The 18,863-nt window shown below is 70.6% G+C and carries 15 protein-coding genes and 1 tRNA gene; 10 read left to right on the forward strand and 6 right to left on the reverse strand.

What is annotated here, in order from left to right:
* Positions 1-34 precede the first annotated feature (34 nt).
* From pgfA to AC27LF_RS16285, 3 genes are all read right to left on the reverse strand, one after another.
* Positions 35-1,027, reverse strand: coding sequence for a cell envelope lipid trafficking protein PgfA (pgfA, locus tag AC27LF_RS16275; protein ID WP_479657613.1), 993 nt, complete (start codon positions 1,025-1,027; stop codon positions 35-37).
* Between the two features lie 21 nt (positions 1,028-1,048).
* Positions 1,049-1,183 (reverse strand): SPW_0924 family protein, encoded by a 135-nt coding sequence (locus AC27LF_RS16280; RefSeq protein WP_479657614.1) that lies wholly within the window; start codon positions 1,181-1,183, stop codon positions 1,049-1,051.
* Positions 1,184-1,388: 205 nt separating this feature from the next.
* A complete protein-coding gene (locus AC27LF_RS16285) occupies positions 1,389-3,098 on the reverse strand; it encodes a lytic transglycosylase domain-containing protein (protein ID WP_479657615.1) in 1,710 nt (569 codons plus the stop codon).
* Between the two features lie 307 nt (positions 3,099-3,405).
* Here AC27LF_RS16285 and AC27LF_RS16290 point away from each other — a divergent pair, with 307 nt between their 5' ends.
* The gene (locus tag AC27LF_RS16290; RefSeq protein ID WP_479657616.1) at positions 3,406-4,266 is read left to right on the forward strand and encodes a DUF4184 family protein; all 861 of its coding nucleotides are present in this window, start codon (positions 3,406-3,408) and stop codon (positions 4,264-4,266) included.
* Here the strand turns inward: AC27LF_RS16290 and AC27LF_RS16295 are convergent.
* A complete protein-coding gene (locus tag AC27LF_RS16295; RefSeq protein WP_479657617.1) occupies positions 4,181-4,600 on the reverse strand; it encodes a hypothetical protein in 420 nt (139 codons plus the stop codon). The genes AC27LF_RS16290 and AC27LF_RS16295 overlap by 86 nt on opposite strands.
* A gap of 494 nt (positions 4,601-5,094) precedes the next feature.
* Positions 5,095-7,821 carry a DNA polymerase I gene (gene polA, locus AC27LF_RS16300; protein WP_479657618.1) on the reverse strand — a complete coding sequence of 909 codons (2,727 nt, stop codon included), beginning with the start codon at positions 7,819-7,821 and terminating at the stop codon, positions 5,095-5,097.
* 224 nt (positions 7,822-8,045) lie between these two features.
* Between polA and AC27LF_RS16305 the strand changes: the two genes are divergently transcribed.
* The 8 genes from AC27LF_RS16305 (at position 8,046) to AC27LF_RS16340 (ending at position 17,692) form a co-directional block, all read left to right on the forward strand.
* On the forward strand, positions 8,046-10,325 hold the full coding sequence (locus AC27LF_RS16305) for an FdhF/YdeP family oxidoreductase (protein WP_479657619.1): 2,280 nt from the start codon (positions 8,046-8,048) through the stop codon (positions 10,323-10,325).
* Between the two features lie 80 nt (positions 10,326-10,405).
* Positions 10,406-10,897 carry a hotdog fold thioesterase gene (locus tag AC27LF_RS16310; RefSeq protein WP_479657620.1) on the forward strand — a complete coding sequence of 164 codons (492 nt, stop codon included), beginning with the start codon at positions 10,406-10,408 and terminating at the stop codon, positions 10,895-10,897.
* Between the two features lie 239 nt (positions 10,898-11,136).
* Positions 11,137-11,349 carry a hypothetical protein gene (locus AC27LF_RS16315; RefSeq protein WP_479657621.1) on the forward strand — a complete coding sequence of 71 codons (213 nt, stop codon included), beginning with the start codon at positions 11,137-11,139 and terminating at the stop codon, positions 11,347-11,349.
* Positions 11,350-11,945: 596 nt separating this feature from the next.
* Complete coding sequence (locus AC27LF_RS16320) at positions 11,946-13,181, forward strand: branched-chain amino acid ABC transporter substrate-binding protein (RefSeq protein ID WP_479657622.1); 1,236 nt, start codon at positions 11,946-11,948, stop codon at positions 13,179-13,181.
* 115 nt (positions 13,182-13,296) lie between these two features.
* Positions 13,297-14,229 (forward strand): branched-chain amino acid ABC transporter permease, encoded by a 933-nt coding sequence (locus AC27LF_RS16325; RefSeq protein ID WP_479657623.1) that lies wholly within the window; start codon positions 13,297-13,299, stop codon positions 14,227-14,229.
* Positions 14,230-14,234: 5 nt separating this feature from the next.
* Positions 14,235-16,061, forward strand: a complete 1,827-nt coding sequence (locus AC27LF_RS16330) for a branched-chain amino acid ABC transporter permease (protein ID WP_479657624.1) — start codon at positions 14,235-14,237, stop codon at positions 16,059-16,061.
* A gap of 6 nt (positions 16,062-16,067) precedes the next feature.
* Positions 16,068-16,979, forward strand: coding sequence for an ABC transporter ATP-binding protein (locus tag AC27LF_RS16335; RefSeq protein ID WP_479657625.1), 912 nt, complete (start codon positions 16,068-16,070; stop codon positions 16,977-16,979).
* On the forward strand, positions 16,976-17,692 hold the full coding sequence (locus AC27LF_RS16340; RefSeq protein ID WP_479657626.1) for an ABC transporter ATP-binding protein: 717 nt from the start codon (positions 16,976-16,978) through the stop codon (positions 17,690-17,692). Before AC27LF_RS16335 ends, AC27LF_RS16340 begins: the two co-directional genes overlap by 4 nt.
* 299 nt (positions 17,693-17,991) lie before the next feature.
* On the opposite strand, the gene AC27LF_RS16345 is transcribed toward AC27LF_RS16340, so the two are convergent.
* On the reverse strand, positions 17,992-18,645 hold the full coding sequence (locus tag AC27LF_RS16345; RefSeq protein WP_479657627.1) for an ANTAR domain-containing response regulator: 654 nt from the start codon (positions 18,643-18,645) through the stop codon (positions 17,992-17,994).
* 100 nt (positions 18,646-18,745) lie between these two features.
* On the opposite strand from AC27LF_RS16345, the gene AC27LF_RS16350 reads away from it, so the two are divergent.
* Positions 18,746-18,820 (forward strand) — tRNA-Leu (locus AC27LF_RS16350).
* Positions 18,821-18,863: the final 43 nt, after the last annotated feature.

Genomic DNA, 18,863 nt, shown 5'->3' on the forward strand with positions numbered 1-18,863 from the left:
GCTCGGGAGCCTTCCGGTTCAGGCGCCGACCGGTTCAGGCGCCGACCGGCTCCGGTTCGGACGTGTCGGCCCGCGCGGGCTCTTCCGGTCGGCGGCCGCGCGCCTCCAGGCAGAGGGAGAGGACCAGCAGCACGACGCCGAAGGACAGGAATCCCCAGGGCAGGTAGGACGTGAGCAGCAGGACGACGGTGCGGTTCTGCTTGACCAGGGACACCGTGTGCGCGATGTAGTCCTCGCGCATCTTCACATGGCCGGCGAACGCCGTGACCCGGTCCCGGCCGCCGAGCAGGGTGCCGCCGCGCAGCTCCTCCTTGTGGATCTCCTCGCCGTAGACGGGCGCGCCGGTGACGGGCTCGACCCAGAACTTGCGGACCGTGGTGTACCAGCGGGTCGTCCCTGTTCTGGCGACCGACTCCGGGGTGATGCCCTCGACGGGCATGGCCTTGGGGAAGGGCACCTTGGTCCAGGGGACGGTCTGTTCGAAGTAGTAGACGGTCAGCCCGCGGAAGTCGCGGGTGCCCTGGTAGTGGATGGGGCTGGTGGTGCGGGTCTGCGCGTCGAAGTACTCGTAGTCCCGCTTCTCGGTGAGGAAGGGCCACTTGAACTCGATGCCGTCCCTGCGGACCGGGTCGCCGTCGACCATCTCGCCGGTGGCGTGGACGGGTTCCTGAGAGTGGGCGTCGAAGATGTAGCGCTCGGGGATCTCGGAGACCATCTTGCCGTCGGGGCCCTGGACGTAGGACAGGCCGTCCCAGACGACCACGTCGCGGCCCGCCGTCCGCTCGACCTTCTTCGATGCCTCCACGTTGCCCTTGAGCGTCTGCACGATGGTGACCTTGGAGACCTTCCGCGCCCGCATCGTGCCGTAGTCGAGGAGGGTGGCGCCCTTGGCCTCCAGGACCATGTCCTGGTACTGGTTCGGCGGGATCTTGGCCAGGCGCGGGAAGGCGTACCAGCGCACCAGCGGGGACAGCGCCGCGAAGAACACGGCGAGGGCGAGCAGGACCAGGCCGGCCTTGCGGCGCATCTCGGCCTCCCAAAGGGGCGGTTACGGGTGTGCGGGCACGGTCGTCAACAGCGGCTTCGGGGACGTCCTGCCGTCCGGCAGGCCCATGACGGTGATGGCGAGGACCAGGGCGAGCGCGAGGACGAGACCGCTCGCGGCGGCGATCAGGGCACGCATGCGGAGCCTCCCCGTACGGTCGGAACGGTCGGGCACGGAGCGGGTAGCTGGCAGGACTCCGGCCCGGACGTCGCGAACTGATGGTTCGTCAGGTCCGGCACCGTAGCAACGGCAGGGCGAGATGAGAACACGTCGCACACCAACGAGGGCGCCCCTCCGCACAGGCGGAGGGGCGCCCTCTCAGGGAGCGTGCTGTCGGCGGCCGTTACGACGTCGCGGAGGCGGTCGGCGACGGGGCCGGGCTCTCGGTCGCCGCGGTCACCGTCAGCTCGACGGTCAGCGTGGCGCCGCCGGTGGTGGTGATCCGCAGCAGGAACGTGCCCGCGGTGTCGTCCGCGTACAGCTTGGGCAGCGTGATCTGGCCGTTCGCGTCGGTCACCAGGCCGCTCAGGGTGCGCACCGCGTTGCCGTCGGCGTCCTTGAAGTAGGGGCCCTTGTCGTTGACGGAGGTGTCGTCCGCCGACCTGATCAGGGTCGCGGTGGCCGCGACGCCGTCCGCGACCGCGCCCCGGTACGTGGCCTTCACGGTGACCTGGTCGGCGAACTCGCCACCCGCCGTGCAGGTCAGCGGGGCTGTTCCGGTGCTGGTGAGGGCGTCGGCCGCGCGTGCGGTGACCGTCGCCGTGTAGTCCAGGGCCTTGACCGTCGGGCGGCCCACCACGGCGGCCCGTACCGTGAAGTCGCCGGTCTTCCGGCCCGCCGTGAGCGCCGGCGCGACGGCCACGCCCTTGCTGTCGGTGGCGACCGTGGCGACGCGCTCGCCGCCGGCGAAGGTGGCGTCGGTGTCTCCGACCAGGGTGAACCGGACGCGGACCTTGCCGACGGACGTGCCGGCCTTGGTCTCGGCGCGTGTGCTGATCTTCTCGGCGAAGGTGTCGCCCGCCATCGCGGAGAGCCGGGCGGTGCCCGCGTCGGCCAGGTGGTCCACCGTGTCGGTGGGCGTGGCCGGCGCGGACGGCGTGCCCGGTGTGCTCGGCGGGGACGGTTCCTGGGGTTTCGGGCTGTCGCTCGGCGTCTGCGGCTTCGGCGTCGACCCGCCCGGCTTCTGGGGCGACGGCGAGCGGTCGGAGCGGTCCGGTCCGTCGCTGCGGTTGCCGGGCAGCCGGCCGGTGCCGTCCGGGATCGAGTGGATGCCCTTGCGGTAGTACTCCAGCCACGACAGGACGGTGTCGAGGTAGTCCTGCGAGTTGTTGTAGCTGAGGATCGCCCGGTCGAGGTCGGCCTGCACCGACAGGTCCCAGCCGTACCGGCACAGGTAGTGGCCGGCCGCGAGCGCCGCGTCGTAGATGTTGTTGGGGTCCTTCTTGCCGTCGCCGTTGCCGTCGCGGCCCGCCCAGGCCCAGGTGGACGGGATGAACTGCATGGGGCCCACGGCCTGGTCGTACAGGCTGTTGCCGTCGTACGCGCCGTTGTCGGTGTCCTTGATGAGCGCGAAGCCGTTGCCGTCGAGCTGCGGGCCGAGGATCGGGCTCAGGGTGGTGCCGTCCGCGTCGACCCGGCCGCCGCGAGCCTGGCCGGATTCGACCTTGCCGATGGCGGCGAGGAGTTCCCAGGGCAGGTTGCAGCCCGGCTTGGCGGAGCGCAGCTGCGCCGCGGCCTTCTTGTAGGCGTCCAGCACGGTGGCCGGTATGCCCGCCTCCGTATCGCCCTGGGCGACCGGGGTGCCGGCGCTCGACGACGGGCTGGGGCTTGGGCTGTTGAGGGGCGGCAGGTCCGTGTAGTACGGCGAGTTGCCGGTGGCGTTGTGCTCGGTGTCCTCCTCCGGTGCGGAGGCGCTGGTGCCCGTGGCGGCCCGCTGGTCGGGGTCGGCCGTACCGCCCGGAGCCTGGGACGCCGAGAGGGCCGCGACCGCCGCCGCGGCCGCAGCGGTCGTCGCCGCCCCCTTGCGCAGCCTCCTGCCGAAATGCGCCGCCATAGAGTGAACCCCTCCCGTGGACGCCCCCGGCGCCCGTCTCCGACTGCCTGCTCGCTCTGTTGTGACGGTTGACCCGGGGCAGTGGTTGCCCCGCCGCGCCGTTCCCGTACGCACGGTGATCCCTCAGGCCGTGCGTCACCGGCGGCGACCCAGTGACCCTACGGCAACTTTCTTTGCTCGGGCACCCGTTGCAGCCCGGTTTTCACCGGTTGGCCATATGCCGTTGCGGTGGCGGAAGTCCCCCATACTTGACGGACGCGATCACCGGGTCGGCGCAGCGGCCGACGACCGCTTCAGGGGGCCCTCGTTGCCGTTCACTCTCAGCCACGCCGCCGCCGTGCTGCCCGCGGTGCGCACGGACGGAACCGGGCGGGGCCGGCTCGTGCCCGCGGTGCTCGTCGCGGGGTCCTTCGCCCCCGACATGACCTTCTACGCGGCGAGCGTCCTGCCGGGCGCGATGCGGTTCGGGACGGTCACGCACTCGCCGGGCGGCGTCCTCGGCGTCGACGTGCTGACCGCGTGGGCGCTCGTGGGGCTGTGGCTGCTGGTGCGCGAGCCACTGGTGGCGCTGCTGCCGCAATCCCACCGGGCACAGGCCGCGGCGCTGCTGCGGTGCGGGGCGCCACGCGCGCGCGTGCGGCCCGCCACGGTGGCGTGGTGGTACGTGTCCGCCGTCCTCGGTGCGCTCACCCATGTGGGCTGGGACGCGTTCACGCACCAGGGCCGCTGGGGCACACGGCTGGTCCCGGTGCTGGACCGGGACCTGGCGGGCGCGCCGCTGTACTGGTACCTGCAGTACGGCGGCTCGGCGCTGGCCGCGCTCGTGATCGCCGCGTTCGTCCTGCGTGCGGTACGGCGGGCTCCCGCGCGCGAACCGGTGGGGGTGCCGGTGCTGTCCGCAGGGGACCGGTGGCGGGCCGGTGCCGTGATCGGTGGCTGCGCGGTGGTCGCGGCGGTGGAGCGTGCGGTCCGCTGGTGGACGCACTGGGGCGCCGCGGCGCGGCCCTGGGAGCTGGTGCCTGCGGTGTGTTTCGGGGCGGGCGCGGGGCTTGTGCCTGGGCTCGTGGTGTACGCCCTCGGGGTCAGGGTGTGGCGTCCGGCCCCGGATCCGGTTCTTGCCGGTCCCGGGGCGGGCGGGGCGGAGCGGAGCCGGCCCGTCGCTCGGTGACGGTGGCCACGAACACGGTGATGGTGCGGGGCGGGCGCGGGCGCGGGCGTGGGAGCAGGGTGAGCAGCAGCGCGAGATAGCTGCGGGCCAGCTCGGTCCGGTGGCGCCAGCGCGGCGTCGGATCGCGGCGGGGGGTGTGCCCGCCGAGTCGCCGCCCGATGTCCGCCACGGCCTTGCGTACCGTGGTCGCCGGGGCGGTGGGGATGCGGGCGGTGCTTGCGTCGGCCGCGAGGGCCGGGACCTGCGGGGGCGGCAAGGACGGGGCCCTGGCGGTGTCCGCCCTGGCCGTGATCCACGCCTGTGCCGTCCGGCGGTGGAGCATGCGTATACCCATGCCCGCATCCTTACGGGCGGGCGTGGCGGGGGCGTTCTGGCGGGGGCCACGTGAGTGACGGGTCCCTGCGGGGCTTGGCCGGGGGTTGTGCGGGTTGCCTGGCGGCGCCGGGTTGTGCGGGTTGGCTGGTGAGGTGGGTGCGGTGAGTTCGGCACCGCCGTCCTGCGCCGTCGTGGTTGTTCGCCGTTGCGGCGGAGAATTCACGTGCGGCTGGGATTTCAGGTGCGGCTGAGACTTGGGGGTGGCTCAGAGGTGGGTGCGGCTGGGGGTTTGAGCGCGGCTAAGTCTTGGGTGGCTCAGGGGTGGGTGCGGGGAGTTCGGCACCGCCGTCTTGCGCCGTCGTGGTTGCTCACCGTTGCGGCGGGAAATGCATGTGCGGCTGGTGCTTCGAGTTGTTCCTTGCGGTTCGGCAGAGGGGCGCGAGGAACTGCGCGACTGGCCGCGATGCCGCCGCGGGCAAGCGGCGGCGCGGCGCGGCATGTCCGGTGGAGCGCCTAGTGGGCTGCTGATTCCCAGTCGGGGCCCGCGCCGACGGAGACGTCCAAGGGGGCCCTGAGCTGGACGGCGGTGGCCATCTCGCGGCGGACGATCCGCTCCGCGGCCTCGCGCTCGCCGGGGGCGATCTCCAGGACGATTTCGTCGTGGACCTGGAGCAGCATGCGCGAGGTGAGGCCCGCCTCGCGCAGCGCCCGGTCGACGTTGAGCATGGCGATCTTGACGATGTCGGCCGCCGTGCCCTGGATCGGCGCGTTCAGGGCCATCCGCTCGGCCATCTCGCGGCGCTGTCGGTTGTCGCTGTTGAGGTCCGGCAGATAGCGGCGGCGCCCGAACAGCGTCTCCGTGTAGCCGGTCGCCCGCGCCTCGTCCACCACGCGGCGCAGATAGTCCCGCACGCCGCCGAACCGCTCGAAGTACGTGTCCATCAGGGCACGGGCCTCGGCCGCCTCGATGTTCAGCTGCTGGGAGAGGCCGAAGGCGGACAGCCCGTACGCCAGGCCGTACGACATCGCCTTGATCTTGCGGCGCATCTCCGCGTCCACCGCGAGGCGGCCGACCGAGAACACCTGCGAGGCGACCGTGGTGTGCAGGTCCTCGCCCGAGGTGAACGCCTCGATCAGGCCCTCGTCCTCGGACAGGTGGGCCATCACGCGCAGCTCGATCTGGCTGTAGTCGGCGGTCATCAGGGATTCGAAGCCGTCGCCGACGACGAAGCCACGGCGGATCGCGCGGCCCTCGTCCGTGCGGACCGGGATGTTCTGCAGGTTCGGGTCGGTCGAGGAGAGCCGGCCGGTGGCCGCGACGGTCTGGTTGAACGTGGTGTGGATGCGGCCGTCGGCCGCGATCGTCTTGATCAGGCCCTCGACCGTGACGCGCAGCTTCGCCTGCTCGCGGTGGCGGAGCATGATCACCGGCAGCTCGTTCTCGGTCTGGGTGGCGAGCCAGGCCAGGGCGTCGGCGTCGGTGGTGTAGCCGGTCTTGGTCTTCTTGGTCTTCGGCAGGGCCAGCTCGCCGAACAGCACCTCCTGGAGCTGCTTGGGCGAGCCGAGGTTGAACTCGTGCCCGGCCGCCGCGTGGGCCTCCTTCACCGCCTGCTGCACGGCTCCCGCGAACATCTGTTCCATGGCTTCCAGGTGGGCCCGGTCCGCCGCGATGCCGTGCCGTTCCATGCGGGCGAGCAGCGCCGAGGTCGGCAGTTCGACGTCCCGCAGCAGGTCCGCGGCGCCGACCTCCCGCAGCCGGCCCTCGAACGCCTCTCCCAGGTCGAGGATGGTGCGGGCCTGGATCATGAGCGCCTCCGCCTCGGCGGCGTCGTCCGCGCCGAAGGCGAGCTGGCCGTCGGCCGCGGCGGCGGGCGCCAGCTCGCGGCCCAGGTACTCCAGGGACAGCGCGTCCAGGTCGAAGGAGCGGCGGCCCGGCTTGACCAGGTAGGCCGCGAGCGCCGTGTCCATGCCGACGCCGTCGATGCTCCAGCCGTGCTCGGCGAAGACCCGCATGGCGCCCTTGGCGTTGTGCAGGACCTTGGGCCGGCCGGCGTCCGCCAGCCAGGCCGCGAACGCGTTCTCGTCGGCCTCGTCCAGCTCGGACGGGTCGAACCAGGCGGCGGCACCGTCGGCCGCGGCGAGCGCCACCTCGGCGACCGAGCCGGTGCCCAGGGCCCAGGCGTCGACGGTGGCGATGCCGAGCGGCCGGGTGCCGTGCTCGGTGAGCCAGGGGCCCAGCTCGCCGGTGCCGAGCACGGTGCCGTCCAGTTCCACCCCGCCGACCGCGACCACGGTGGTCTCGGCCTCCTCGGCGCCCGGGTCGACGGCGAACAGCCGCTCGCGCAGGGACGGGTTGCGGATCTCCAGGGTGTCCAGGATCATCGCGACGCCCTTGCGGTCGTACGGGGCGCGCTCCAGGTCGGCGACCGTCTTCGGCAGCTCCACCTGACGCTCCAGCTCGGTGAGCCGGCGGTTGAGCTTGACCGACTCCAGATGGTCGCGGAGGTTCTGTCCGGCCTTGCCCTTGACCTCGTCGGCGCGCTCGACCAGTTCCGCGAAGGAACCGAACTGGTTGATCCACTTGGCGGCCGTCTTCTCGCCGACGCCGGGGATACCCGGGAGGTTGTCGGAGGGGTCGCCGCGCAGCGCGGCGAAGTCGGGGTACTGGGCGGGCGTCAACGCGTACTTCTCGAAGACCTTCTCCGGGGTGAAGCGGGTCAGCTCCGAGACGCCCTTGGTCGGGTACAGCACCGTCGTGTGCTCGGTGACCAGCTGGAAGGAGTCGCGGTCACCGGTGACGATCAGCACCTCGAAGCCCTCGGCCTCGGCGCGGGTGGCGAGGGTGGCGATCACGTCGTCCGCCTCGTACCCCTCGACGGCGAAGCGCGGGGCGTGCATCGCGTCGAGCAGTTCACCGATCAGCTCGACCTGGCCCTTGAACTCGTCCGGGGTCTTGGAGCGGTTCGCCTTGTACTCGGCGAACTCCTCGGAACGCCAGGTCTTGCGGGAGACGTCGAAGGCCACCGCGAAGTGCGTGGGCGTCTCGTCGCGCAGCGTGTTGGCCAGCATCGACGCGAAGCCGTAGATCGCGTTCGTCGGCTGGCCCGTCGCGGTCGTGAAGTTCTCCGCGGGCAGCGCGAAGAACGCGCGGTAGGCCAGCGAGTGCCCGTCCATGAGCATGAGCCGGGGACGGTTACCGCCGGAGGTCTTGTCGGTCTTCTTCGATGCTGTCTCTGCCACGAACCCGATCCTGCCACGCCGCACTGACAGCCGGCCCCGCCCGCTCGCCTCGACCGGGCTCGGGCGGCCCGGGGAAGAGAGGAGACAAGGAGGAAGAAGGGGGAACCGGGGGAACAGACGTCGCGGGGCATGGGCGGCGCCCCCGACCGGCCTCGATGGTTGTCACCGCCGCGTGGGAGTATCGAACGCGAACGCACAGATGCAGTCGTCGAGGGGAGCGCGCGGTGGCGACGAAACCGCCGAAGGGTGATCCGGTCCAGGACGCGCCGCGGGTCGGCGCGCCCCAGCATGCGGCGGCGGGGCTGCCGGCCATCGGGCACACGCTGCGGATCGCACAGCAGCAGATGGGCGTGAAGCGCACCGCGCTGACCCTGCTGCGGGTCAATCAGAAGGACGGCTTCGACTGCCCGGGCTGCGCCTGGCCCGAGCCGGACCACCGGCACACGGCGGAGTTCTGTGAGAACGGCGCGAAGGCGGTGGCCGAGGAGGCCACGCTGCGCCGCGTCACCCCGGAGTTCTTCGCCGCGCACCCGGTCGCCGATCTGGCCGGCCGCAGCGGCTACTGGCTGGGACAGCAGGGGCGGCTCACGCACCCCATGTACCTCCCGGAGGGCGGCGAGCACTATGAGCCGGTCTCCTGGGAGCGCGCCTTCGACATCGTCGCCGACGAGATCGCCGCGCTGTCCTCCCCCGACGAGGCCGTCTTCTACACCTCGGGCCGCACCAGCAACGAGGCCGCGTTCCTCTTCCAGCTGTTCGCGCGGGAGCTGGGCACGAACAATCTGCCCGACTGCTCGAACATGTGCCACGAGTCGTCCGGCTCGGCCCTGTCCGAGACCATCGGCATCGGCAAGGGCAGCGTCCTGCTGGAGGACCTGTACAAGGCCGACCTGATCATCGTGGCCGGCCAGAATCCGGGGACGAACCACCCGCGGATGCTGTCGGCCCTGGAGAAGGCCAAGGCCAACGGGGCGAGGATCATCAGTGTCAATCCGCTGCCGGAGGCGGGCCTGGAGCGGTTCAAGAACCCGCAGACCCCGCAGGGCATGCTCAAGGGCGCCGCGCTGACCGATCTGTTCCTGCAGATCCGCATCGGCGGCGACCAGGCGCTCTTCCGTCTCCTGAACAAGCTGATCCTGGAGACCGAGGGCGCCGTCGACGCGGACTTCGTCCGTGAGCACACCCATGGCTACCAGGAGTTCGCCGCGGCGGCCCGCGCCGCCGACTGGGACGAGACGCTGACGGCGACGGGCCTCACGCGCGCGGAGATCGACCGGGCGCTGGAGATGGTGCTCGCCTCCGAGCGCACGATCGTGTGCTGGGCCATGGGTCTCACCCAGCACAAGCACTCCGTGCCGACCATCCGCGAGGTGGTCAACTTCCTGCTGCTGCGCGGCAACATCGGGCGTCCGGGCGCGGGCGTGTGCCCGGTGCGCGGCCACTCGAACGTGCAGGGAGACCGGACGATGGGCATCTTCGAGCGGCCCGCGCCGGCCTTTCTGGACGCCCTGGAGAAGGAGTTCGGTTTCGCCCCGCCGCGTGAGCACGGCTACGACGTGGTCCGCGCGATCCGGGCCCTGCGCGACGGCGAGGCGAAGGTCTTCTTCGCGATGGGCGGCAACTTCGTCTCCGCGTCGCCCGACACCCGGGTCACCGAGGCGGCCATGCGGCGGGCGCGGCTGACCGTGCACGTGTCGACGAAGCTCAACCGCTCGCATGTGGTCACGGGCGCGCGTGCGCTGATCCTGCCCACCCTGGGTCGCACCGAGCGTGATCTGCAGGGGTCCGGCGAGCAGTTCGTGACCGTCGAGGACTCCATGGGCATGGTGCACGCCTCCCGGGGCCGGCTGGAACCGGCGGGCCCGCGGCTGCTGTCCGAGCCGGCGATCGTGTGCAGGCTCGCGCGCCGGGTGCTCGGCGCGGACAGCGTGGTCCCCTGGGAGGAGTTCGAGAAGGACTACGCGACGATCCGGGACCGTATCGCGCGCGTGATCCCCGGCTTCGAGGACTTCAACGCGCGCGTGGCCCGGCCCGGCGGTTTCGCGCTGCCGCACGCCCCGCGTGACGAGCGCCGCTTCCCGACGGCCACGGGGAAGGCGAACTTCACGGCGGCGCCGGTCGAGTACCCGAAGCTGCCGCAGGGCCGTCTGCTGCTGCAGACGATCCGCTCGCACGACCAGTACAACACCACCGTCTACGGCCTGGACGACCGCTACCGGGGCATCAGGAACGGGCGCCGGGTGGTGCTGGTGAACCCCGAGGACGCGCGCGAACTGCGGCTGGCCGACGGGTCGTACGTCGATCTGATCGGTGAGTGGCGGGACGGCGTGGAGCGGCGGGCCGCGGGGTTCCGGGTGGTGTACTACCCGACCGCGCGGGGCTGTGCGGCGGCGTACTACCCGGAGACCAATGTGCTTGTGCCGCTGGATGCCACGGCGGACACCAGCAACACCCCGGCCAGCAAGTCCGTCGTGGTGCGTCTGGAACAATCGGCAACCGACTGAGCCGCCCCGGACCCCGTCCGGGGGCACCCCCGGCTCAGTGGAGTTCCGGCGAGTGGATCACGACGAACGGAGCCTGGTCGATGGGCGAACAGCAGCACGTGAAGTTCCCGCAGCAGATCGTCGACGAGTACGCCGCGCTCGGGGTTGATCTTCCGGCCCTGTTCTCCGCGGGCCATCTGGGGACGCGGATGGGCGTGCAGATCGTCGAGGCGTCGGCGGAGCGGGTCGTCGGGACGATGCCGGTGGAGGGGAACACCCAGCCGTACGGGCTGCTGCACGGCGGCGCGTCCGCGGTGCTGGCGGAGACGCTGGGCTCGGTGGGCTCGATGCTGCACGGGGGCAGTTCGAAGATCGCCGTGGGCGTCGACCTCAACTGCACGCACCACCGGGGTGTGCGGTCGGGCCTGGTCACCGGGGTGGCGACGCCGGTGCACCGGGGACGGACCACGGCGACGTACGAGATCGTGATCAGTGACGAGGCGGGTCGGCGGGTGTGCACCGCACGGCTGACCTGTCTGCTGCGTGAGGTCAACGCCGACGACGAGGCACGGGTCCGTCCCGCGCAAGCCTGACGGCGGGCCCGCGCCGAACCGTTGGACCCGGCCGCCCGGGCCCGTGCCTTCGGCTCATGGGACGGCGAGGAGGCCCCCGCGCGGGGGTGACCGCGTCCGCGCTGGGGTCTGCCTGGCGCTGGCGGCGGCAGTGGCGGCGGCCGACTGCGGCGGGCCCGGCGGACCGGGGCCACCGCCCGGCCCCCGGCCGGGACATCGGCCCGCCGGCCGCGCCGGCCCCCTCAGCGCCGTCATCCCCGGTGACGCCGGCCGGATCGGCGGTCCCGTCGGCGACCTCCGACGCCGAGTTGTGCGCCCGGACCGTCGCCCACGGGGCACGGCAGGTGCTCGACGACGGCGCCTACGGCGACTACCGGTCGATGGGGCTGTCCAACGGCCCGTACGAGATCGTGCGGCGCGTCGTGGCCGCGGCGCGCTCCGCGGGTTGGGCCGTCAGGCGCGCTCCGGGGTAGGTCGTAATGTCCGTTTGCGGCTGCGGCAGCGTTGTGGCTTGTCGCGCAGTTCCTCGCGCCCCTTGGGGGCGGCCCGTCATGACGCCGGGGTGCCTTTCCGGGCATATGTGGGCTCTCCCCGTAAGATCACGATAACCGTGCACGTGACGGAATGCGGAAAACCACCGAGGACGCCGGACTTCCTTTCCTGGGCGTAACTCTGCGTAATACGCATGCAATACAAGCCACCAGTTTCATCCCGTGATCACGGTACGCACCGCACGCCTCAGAAGCCCTTCGAGTTGCCTGTCGCAACAGTTCCGGTCATTACCAAAACACCCGAGACACCTGAATGGATCCATGGCGGGTCCTGCGGGTTCTCACCATGCGGACGGGGCGAATCGACCGGAATTCGCGCGTTCCCCCCACGGTGTACCGCTCTGCATTACCTGGGGTCATAACAAGAGCGTCACAGCCTTGGTCAGACTCTCTCCCCATTCCTCGCACCGGGCCTAGAGTCACGGCCAGTCACCGCGCCGTCGGATTGTGATTTCGGCCCAGCGCGCGACTCGACCGTTTCCACGGGGATGCGGTCGTGCCAGGGGAAAGGATGGATCGTGCGTCAACGTTCGCTCATCGCCATCACCGCCGCGCTGGCGGCGGGAGCACTCACCCTCACCGCCTGCGGCTCGCGCGACAGCGGCGACAAGGGCTCGGACTCCAGCAGCGGTGGCGGTACCACCGTTGTCATCGGCGTCGACGCCCCGCTGACCGGCGACCTGTCCGCGCTGGGCCTCGGTATCAAGAACTCGGTGGACCTCGCGGCCAAGACCGCGAACAAGCAGGACTACGTCAAGGGCATCACCTTCAAGATAGAGGCCCTGGACGACCAGGGGCAGCCCTCCTCGGGCCAGCAGAACGCCACCAAGCTCGTCGCCGACAAGAGCGTCCTCGGTGTCGTCGGCCCGCTGAACTCGTCGGTGGCCGAGTCGATGCAGAAGGTCTTCGACGACGCCAAGCTGGTCGAGGTCTCGCCGGCCAACACCAACCCGGCCCTGACCCAGGGCACCAACTGGCAGACGTCGAAGTCACGTCCGTACAAGTCGTACTTCCGCACCGCGACCACGGACGCCATCCAGGGCCCGTTCGCCGCGCAGTACCTGTTCAACGACGCCAAGAAGAAGAAGGTCTTCGTCATCGACGACAAGAAGACCTACGGCGCGGGCCTCGCCGCCACCTTCACCGAGGAGTTCAAGAAGCTCGGCGGCACCGTGGCCGGCAGCGAGCACATCAACCCGGACACCAAGGACTTCTCCGCGGTCGCCACCAAGGTCAGGAACTCGGGCGCCGACGTCGTCTACTACGGCGGCGAGTACCCGCAGGCCGGCCCGCTGAGCAAGCAGATCAAGGCAGCCGGCGCCAAGATCCCGGTGATCGGCGGTGACGGCATCTACAGCGCCGACTTCATCAAGCTGGCGGGCGCGACCGCCACCGGCGACCTCGCCACCTCGGTCGGCGCCCCGGTCGAAGAGCTGCCCTCCGCCAAGGAGTTCGTGGCCAACTACAAGTCCGCGGGCTACAAGGAGGCGTACGAGGCGTACGGCGGCTACTCCTACGACTCGGGCTGGGCGATCATCGAGGCCGTGAAGAAGGTCGTCGAGGACAACGATGGCAAGCTGCCGTCCGACGCCCGCACGAAGGTCGCCGAGGCCATGCAGAACGTCTCCTTCGACGGGGTGACCGGCAAGGTCTCCTTCGACGAGTACGGTGACGCGACCAACAAGCAGCTCACCGTGTACGCCGTCAAGAACGGCGCCTGGGAGCCGGTCAAGTCCGGTACCTACACCGGCTGATCCGCCCGGACCACACGAGCCGCGCGGGGCGCTGTTCCACTGGCGCCCCGCGCGGACTCGCATCCGGCTCCATCCGTCATCCGTCGAAACATCCGAACGTCTCGGAGGACATGCGGTGAACGAACTGCCGCAGCAGCTGGTCAACGGCCTGCTACTGGGATCCATGTACGGGCTGGTCGCCATCGGTTACACAATGGTCTACGGCATCGTCCAGCTCATCAACTTCGCCCACGGCGAGATCTTCATGACCGGCGCCTTCGGGGCCCTCTCGGTCTATCTGTGGGTGCTGCCCGACGGAACCACCATGTGGGTGGCCCTGCCGCTCATGCTCATCGGCGCCATCCTGGTCTCCGTCATCGTCGCGGTGGGGGCGGAAAGGCTCGCCTACCGCCCGCTGCGCGGCGGCCCCCGCCTCGCCCCGCTGATCACCGCCATCGGCCTGTCCCTGGCCCTCCAGCAGGCGGTCTGGGCCTGGTACCCCGAGGCCAAGTCCGCGCGCACCTTCCCGCAGATCGACGGCGGCCCGTTCCATGTCGGCAGCGTCACCATCCAGACCGGCGACATCTTCCTGATCGCCGCGGCGCCCGTCAGCATGGCCGTCCTCGCCTACTTCGTCATGAAGACGCGCACCGGTCGCGGCATGCAGGCCACCGCCCAGGATCCGGACACCGCGAAGCTCATGGGCGTCAACACCGACCGCATCATCGTGATCGCCTTCGCCCTCGGGGCCACCTTCGCGGCGGTCGGCGGTGTCGCCTACGGCCTGAAGTACGGTCAGATCGAGTACAAGATGGGCTTCATCCTCGGCCTGAAGGCGTTCACCGCCGCCGTCCTCGGAGGCATCGGCAACATCTACGGCGCCATGATCGGCGGTGTCGTCCTCGGCGTCGCCGAGACCCTGGCCACCGCCTACATCGCCGACATCCCGGGCATGGACAAGTTCGGCAGCCAGTCCTGGGCCGACGTCTGGGCCTTCGTACTCCTCATCCTCGTACTGCTGTTCAGGCCGCAGGGCCTGCTCGGCGAGCGCGTCGCGGACAGGGCGTGACACCGATGACCACACAGACCACCGCACCCGAAACCCCCAGCGCCCCCGTCGCCGGCCGCACGCGCGGCGCCCTCGGCATGCCGGCGCCCGTCGCGCGCGCCCTCGCCACCGGCGGCGGCGCCCTCACCGTCGTCTCGACGTTCCTCGCCTGGACCTGGACATCCGAGTTCCCCGGCGATCTGACCGTCTACGGCTACCCCGGCGGCCTCCAGGTCCTGGTGCTCATAGCCGGGGCGCTGACCGCGCTGTTCGGCCTCGCCTCGTACGGGGTCAAGGGCCTCGGCCGGCTGACGCCCGCGGGCGGCGACGGCGCCCTCAGGTTCGCCTCGCTGGCCGCCTTCGGCACCGCCTGGTACACGGTCATCGCGATCAGCGCCAAACTCGGCGGCGTCGTCAACCTGGAACCCGGCGGCTATCTCGTGGCCGCGGCCTCCCTGATCGCCGTCCTCGGCGCGCACGCGCTGCCGTTCGAGCGGCCCGAGCCCGACCCGCTCGACCCGGACGAGACCGGCTGGGCGCGCGCCAAGCACCGCCTCGCCCACGGGTGGCAGACCCTCAGGGCCTCCTACGCCGGCGGCACCGCCCGCCCCGTGGGCGCGCTGCCCTCGTACGTCGAGATCCTGATCATCGTCGCGGTCCTCGCCCTCGGCCTGACCGTCTTCACCTACGGCATCGGCACCTCGTACGACGAGCTGTTCATCGGCTTCCTGATCACGGCCGGGTTCGGCTTCGCCGCGCTCAACAAGGCGGGCCTGATCGCCCAGGCGTCCCAGATCACCTCCCGGCACCAGAACATCACCATCGTCGGCGCCTTCGTCGCGGCGGCCCTGTTCCCCTTCACCCAGACCGACGACCAGTACGCCACGGTCGGCGTGTACATCCTCATCTTCGGAACCGTCGCCCTCGGACTGAACATCGTCGTCGGCCTCGCGGGCCTGCTCGACCTCGGCTATGTGGCCTTCCTCGGCGTCGGCGCCTACGCGGCGTCCCTGGTCTCCGGCTCGCCCAGCTCCCCGTTCGACGTGCACTTCCCGTTCTGGGCCGCCGTCCTGGTGGGCGCCGCCGCCTCCCTCGTCTTCGGTGTGCTCATCGGCGCCCCGACCCTGCGGCTGCGCGGTGACTACCTCGCCATCGTCACCCTCGGCTTCGGTGAGATCTTCCGGATCACCGCCAACAACCTCGACGGCACCTCGGGACCCGACCTGACCAACGGCTCCAACGGCATCTCCTCGATCCCGAACCTCAACATCTTCGGATTCGACTTCGGCGCCCAGCACGACGTCGGCGGCTTCACCATCGGCCGGTTCGCCAACTACTTCTTCCTGATGCTGGTCATCACCGCGGTCGTCGTGCTGGTCTTCCGGCGCAGCGGCGACTCCCGCATCGGCCGGGCCTGGGTGGCCATCCGCGAGGACGAGACCGCGGCCCTCGCCATGGGCATCAACGGCTTCCGCGTCAAGCTCATCGCGTTCGCCGTCGGCGCCTCGCTGGCCGGTCTCGCCGGTACGGTCCAGGCCCACGTCACCTACACGGTCACCCCGGAGCAGTACCTCTTCGCCGGCCCCATCCCGCCCAACTCGGCGTTCCTGCTGGCCGCCGTGGTCCTCGGCGGCATGGGCACGATCAGCGGGCCGCTCATCGGCGCGTCCCTGCTGTTCCTGATCCCCAACAAGCTCCAGTTCCTCGGCGAGTACCAGCTCCTGGCCTTCGGTGTCGCGCTCATCCTGCTGATGCGCTTCCGCCCGGAGGGCCTGATCCCCAACCGGCGCCGCCAGCTCGAATTCCACGCAGAGGCCGAAGCGCCCGCCGTCCTCACCAAGGCAGGGGCCTGAACCACGATGACTACCGACACCACCACCCGGGACGCCGCCTCCGGGGCCTCCGCGCCCGGCCAGGTCGTGCTCGACGCGCGCGGCGTCACCATGCGCTTCGGCGGCCTGACCGCCGTGCGCAATGTCGACCTCACCGTCAACAGCGGTGAGATCGTGGGCCTGATCGGCCCGAACGGCGCCGGCAAGACGACCTTCTTCAACTGCCTGACGGGCCTGTACGTCCCGACCGAGGGAGAGGTCCGCTACAAGGGTGCCGTGCTGCCGCCGAAGTCCTTCAAGGTCACCGCGGCCGGCATCGCCCGCACCTTCCAGAACATCCGGCTGTTCGCCAACATGACGGTCCTGGAGAACGTCCTCGTCGGCCGCCACACCCGCACCAAGGAGGGGCTGTGGTCGGCCCTGCTGCGCGGCCCCGGCTTCCACCGGGCCGAGGCGGCCTCCCGTGAACGCGCCATGGAACTGCTGCGGTTCGTCGGCCTGGACGCGAAGGCCGAGCACCTGGCCCGCAACCTGCCCTACGGCGAGCAGCGCAAGCTGGAGATCGCCCGGGCGCTGGCCAGCGAGCCGGGGCTGCTGCTCCTCGACGAGCCGACCGCGGGCATGAACCCGCAGGAGACCCGGGCCACCGAGGAACTGGTCTTCGCCATCCGCGACCAGGGCATCGCCGTCCTCGTCATCGAGCACGACATGCGCTTCATCTTCAACCTCTGCGACCGGGTCGCCGTCCTCGTGCAGGGCGAAAAGCTCATCGAAGGCGACAGCGTGACCGTGCAGGGCGACGAGCGGGTCGTCGCCGCCTATCTGGGCGAGCCCTTCGAGGACGCGCCCGGCGCCGAGGAGGTCGCCGAGGTGGAGGCCGCCGAGGCACACGCCGACACCCCGCAGGACGCCGCGCCCGGCAAGGAGAACGACCGATGACCGCACTGCTCGAAGTCGAGGACCTCCGGGTCGCCTACGGCAAGATCGAGGCCGTCAAGGGCATCTCCTTCAAGGTCGAGGCCGGCGAGGTGGTCACCCTCATCGGCACCAACGGGGCCGGCAAGACCACCACGCTGCGCACGCTGTCGGGGCTGCTCAGGCCGGTCGGCGGGCAGATCCGGTTCAACGGGAAGTCGCTGAAGAAGGTGCCCGCGCATCAGGTGGTCGCGCTGGGGCTCGCCCACTCCCCCGAGGGGCGGCACATCTTTCCCCGGATGACCATCGAGGACAATCTGCGCCTCGGCGCCTTCCTGCGCACCGACCGGCCGGGCATCGAGAAGGACATCCAGCGCGCCTACGAGCTGTTCCCCATCCTCGGGGAGCGCAGCAAGCAGGCCGCGGGCACCCTGTCCGGTGGTGAGCAGCAGATGCTCGCGATGGGCCGGGCGCTGATGTCCCAGCCGAAGCTGCTGATGCTCGACGAGCCGTCGATGGGGCTGTCGCCGATCATGATGCAGAAGATCATGGCCACCATCGCCGAGCTGAAGTCGCAGGGTACGACGATTCTGCTGGTCGAGCAGAACGCGCAGGCCGCGCTCTCCCTTGCGGATCATGGGCATGTCATGGAGGTCGGCACGATCGTTCTGTCGGGGACCGGGCGGGAGCTGCTGCACGACGAGTCGGTGCGGAAGGCTTACCTGGGCGAGGACTGAACGCTCCGCTGGTTCGGCCGGTGTTGCTGCGTGGCTCCGCTGCGGCGTGGCTCGGCTGCGGTGTCGGTGGGTGCGGGTCCGGCATCGGTGGGCTGCGGGTCTGGCGTCGGCCGCGTGCGGGTGCGTTGTGGCTGGGCGCGCAGTTCCCCGCGCCCCTTCGGGGCGCGCTGCCGGGCCGCGAGTCGATGCGTGAGGCACGCCTCGGCGGGAACACCTACAGCCCCGCGCCTCCTTGGGGCGCTGTGTATGGTTGGGCCCGCCCTCCCGGGGTGTTGGGGGGGCGGGCCTTGTTGGGGGGGCTAGGGTTTGGGGGTCTTTTTTTCTGCGTTGTCTGCGATGACGGCCTCGGCGACCTGTTGCATGGACATCCGGCGGTCCATGGAGGTCTTCTGGATCCAGCGGAAGGCGGCCGGCTCGGTCAGCCCGTACTCGGTCTGGAGGATCGACTTCGCGCGGTCGACCAGCTTGCGGGTCTCCAGCCGCTGTGTGAGGTCGGCGACCTCCTTCTCCAGCTGCCGCAGCTCGGTGAAGCGGGAGACGGCCATCTCGATGGCCGGCACCACGTCGCTCTTGCTGAACGGCTTCACCAGGTACGCCATCGCTCCGGCGTCACGGGCGCGCTCGACGAGATCGCGCTGGGAGAAGGCGGTGAGCATGAGGACCGGGGCGATGGACTCCTCGGCGATCTTCTCGGCCGCGGAGATGCCGTCCAGCTTGGGCATCTTCACATCGAGGATCACGAGGTCGGGCCGGTGCTCGCGGGCGAGTTCCACGGCCTGCTCACCGTCGCCGGCCTCTCCGACGACGGTGTACCCCTCCTCCTCCAGCATCTCTTTCAGGTCGAGCCGGATCAGCGCCTCGTCCTCGGCGATGACGACACGGGTCGTCAGCGGAGGCACGTGCGACTTGTCGTCGTCGGGCACGTCTACGGGCTGGGGCGACTCGGCGGTCACGGGGGCTCCTCGTTCAGGGCAGGGGTACTGCTGACAAGAGCCTACCTAGCTACGGTATGGTGGACGCGCGGAGGGTCAGGCAAAACCTTTGATTCTTCGAGCCCCGGTAGCCCAATTGGCAGCAGGCAACGGATTCAAAACCCGTACAGTGTCGGTTCGAGTCCGACCCGGGGCACTTTTCCTTCGATCTCAAGGTCAGTGATTTTCCGGGGCCCCTC

Source organism: Streptomyces diversicolor (genome assembly GCF_057537855.1).

Excerpts from the sequence above, each read along its gene's own strand:
- AC27LF_RS16285 (WP_479657615.1), bottom strand. The coding sequence starts at position 3,098 with ATGGCGGCGCATTTCGGCAGGAGGCTGCGCAAGGGGGCGGCGACGACC.
- AC27LF_RS16310 (WP_479657620.1), top strand. The coding sequence starts at position 10,406 with ATGGGCGAACAGCAGCACGTGAAGTTCCCGCAGCAGATCGTCGACGAG.
- pgfA (WP_479657613.1), bottom strand. The coding sequence starts at position 1,027 with ATGCGCCGCAAGGCCGGCCTGGTCCTGCTCGCCCTCGCCGTGTTCTTC.
- AC27LF_RS16335 (WP_479657625.1), top strand. The coding sequence starts at position 16,068 with ATGACTACCGACACCACCACCCGGGACGCCGCCTCCGGGGCCTCCGCG.
- AC27LF_RS16340 (WP_479657626.1), top strand. The coding sequence starts at position 16,976 with ATGACCGCACTGCTCGAAGTCGAGGACCTCCGGGTCGCCTACGGCAAG.
- AC27LF_RS16280 (WP_479657614.1), bottom strand. The coding sequence starts at position 1,183 with ATGCGTGCCCTGATCGCCGCCGCGAGCGGTCTCGTCCTCGCGCTCGCC.
- AC27LF_RS16330 (WP_479657624.1), top strand. The coding sequence starts at position 14,235 with ATGACCACACAGACCACCGCACCCGAAACCCCCAGCGCCCCCGTCGCC.
- AC27LF_RS16295 (WP_479657617.1), bottom strand. The coding sequence starts at position 4,600 with ATGGGTATACGCATGCTCCACCGCCGGACGGCACAGGCGTGGATCACG.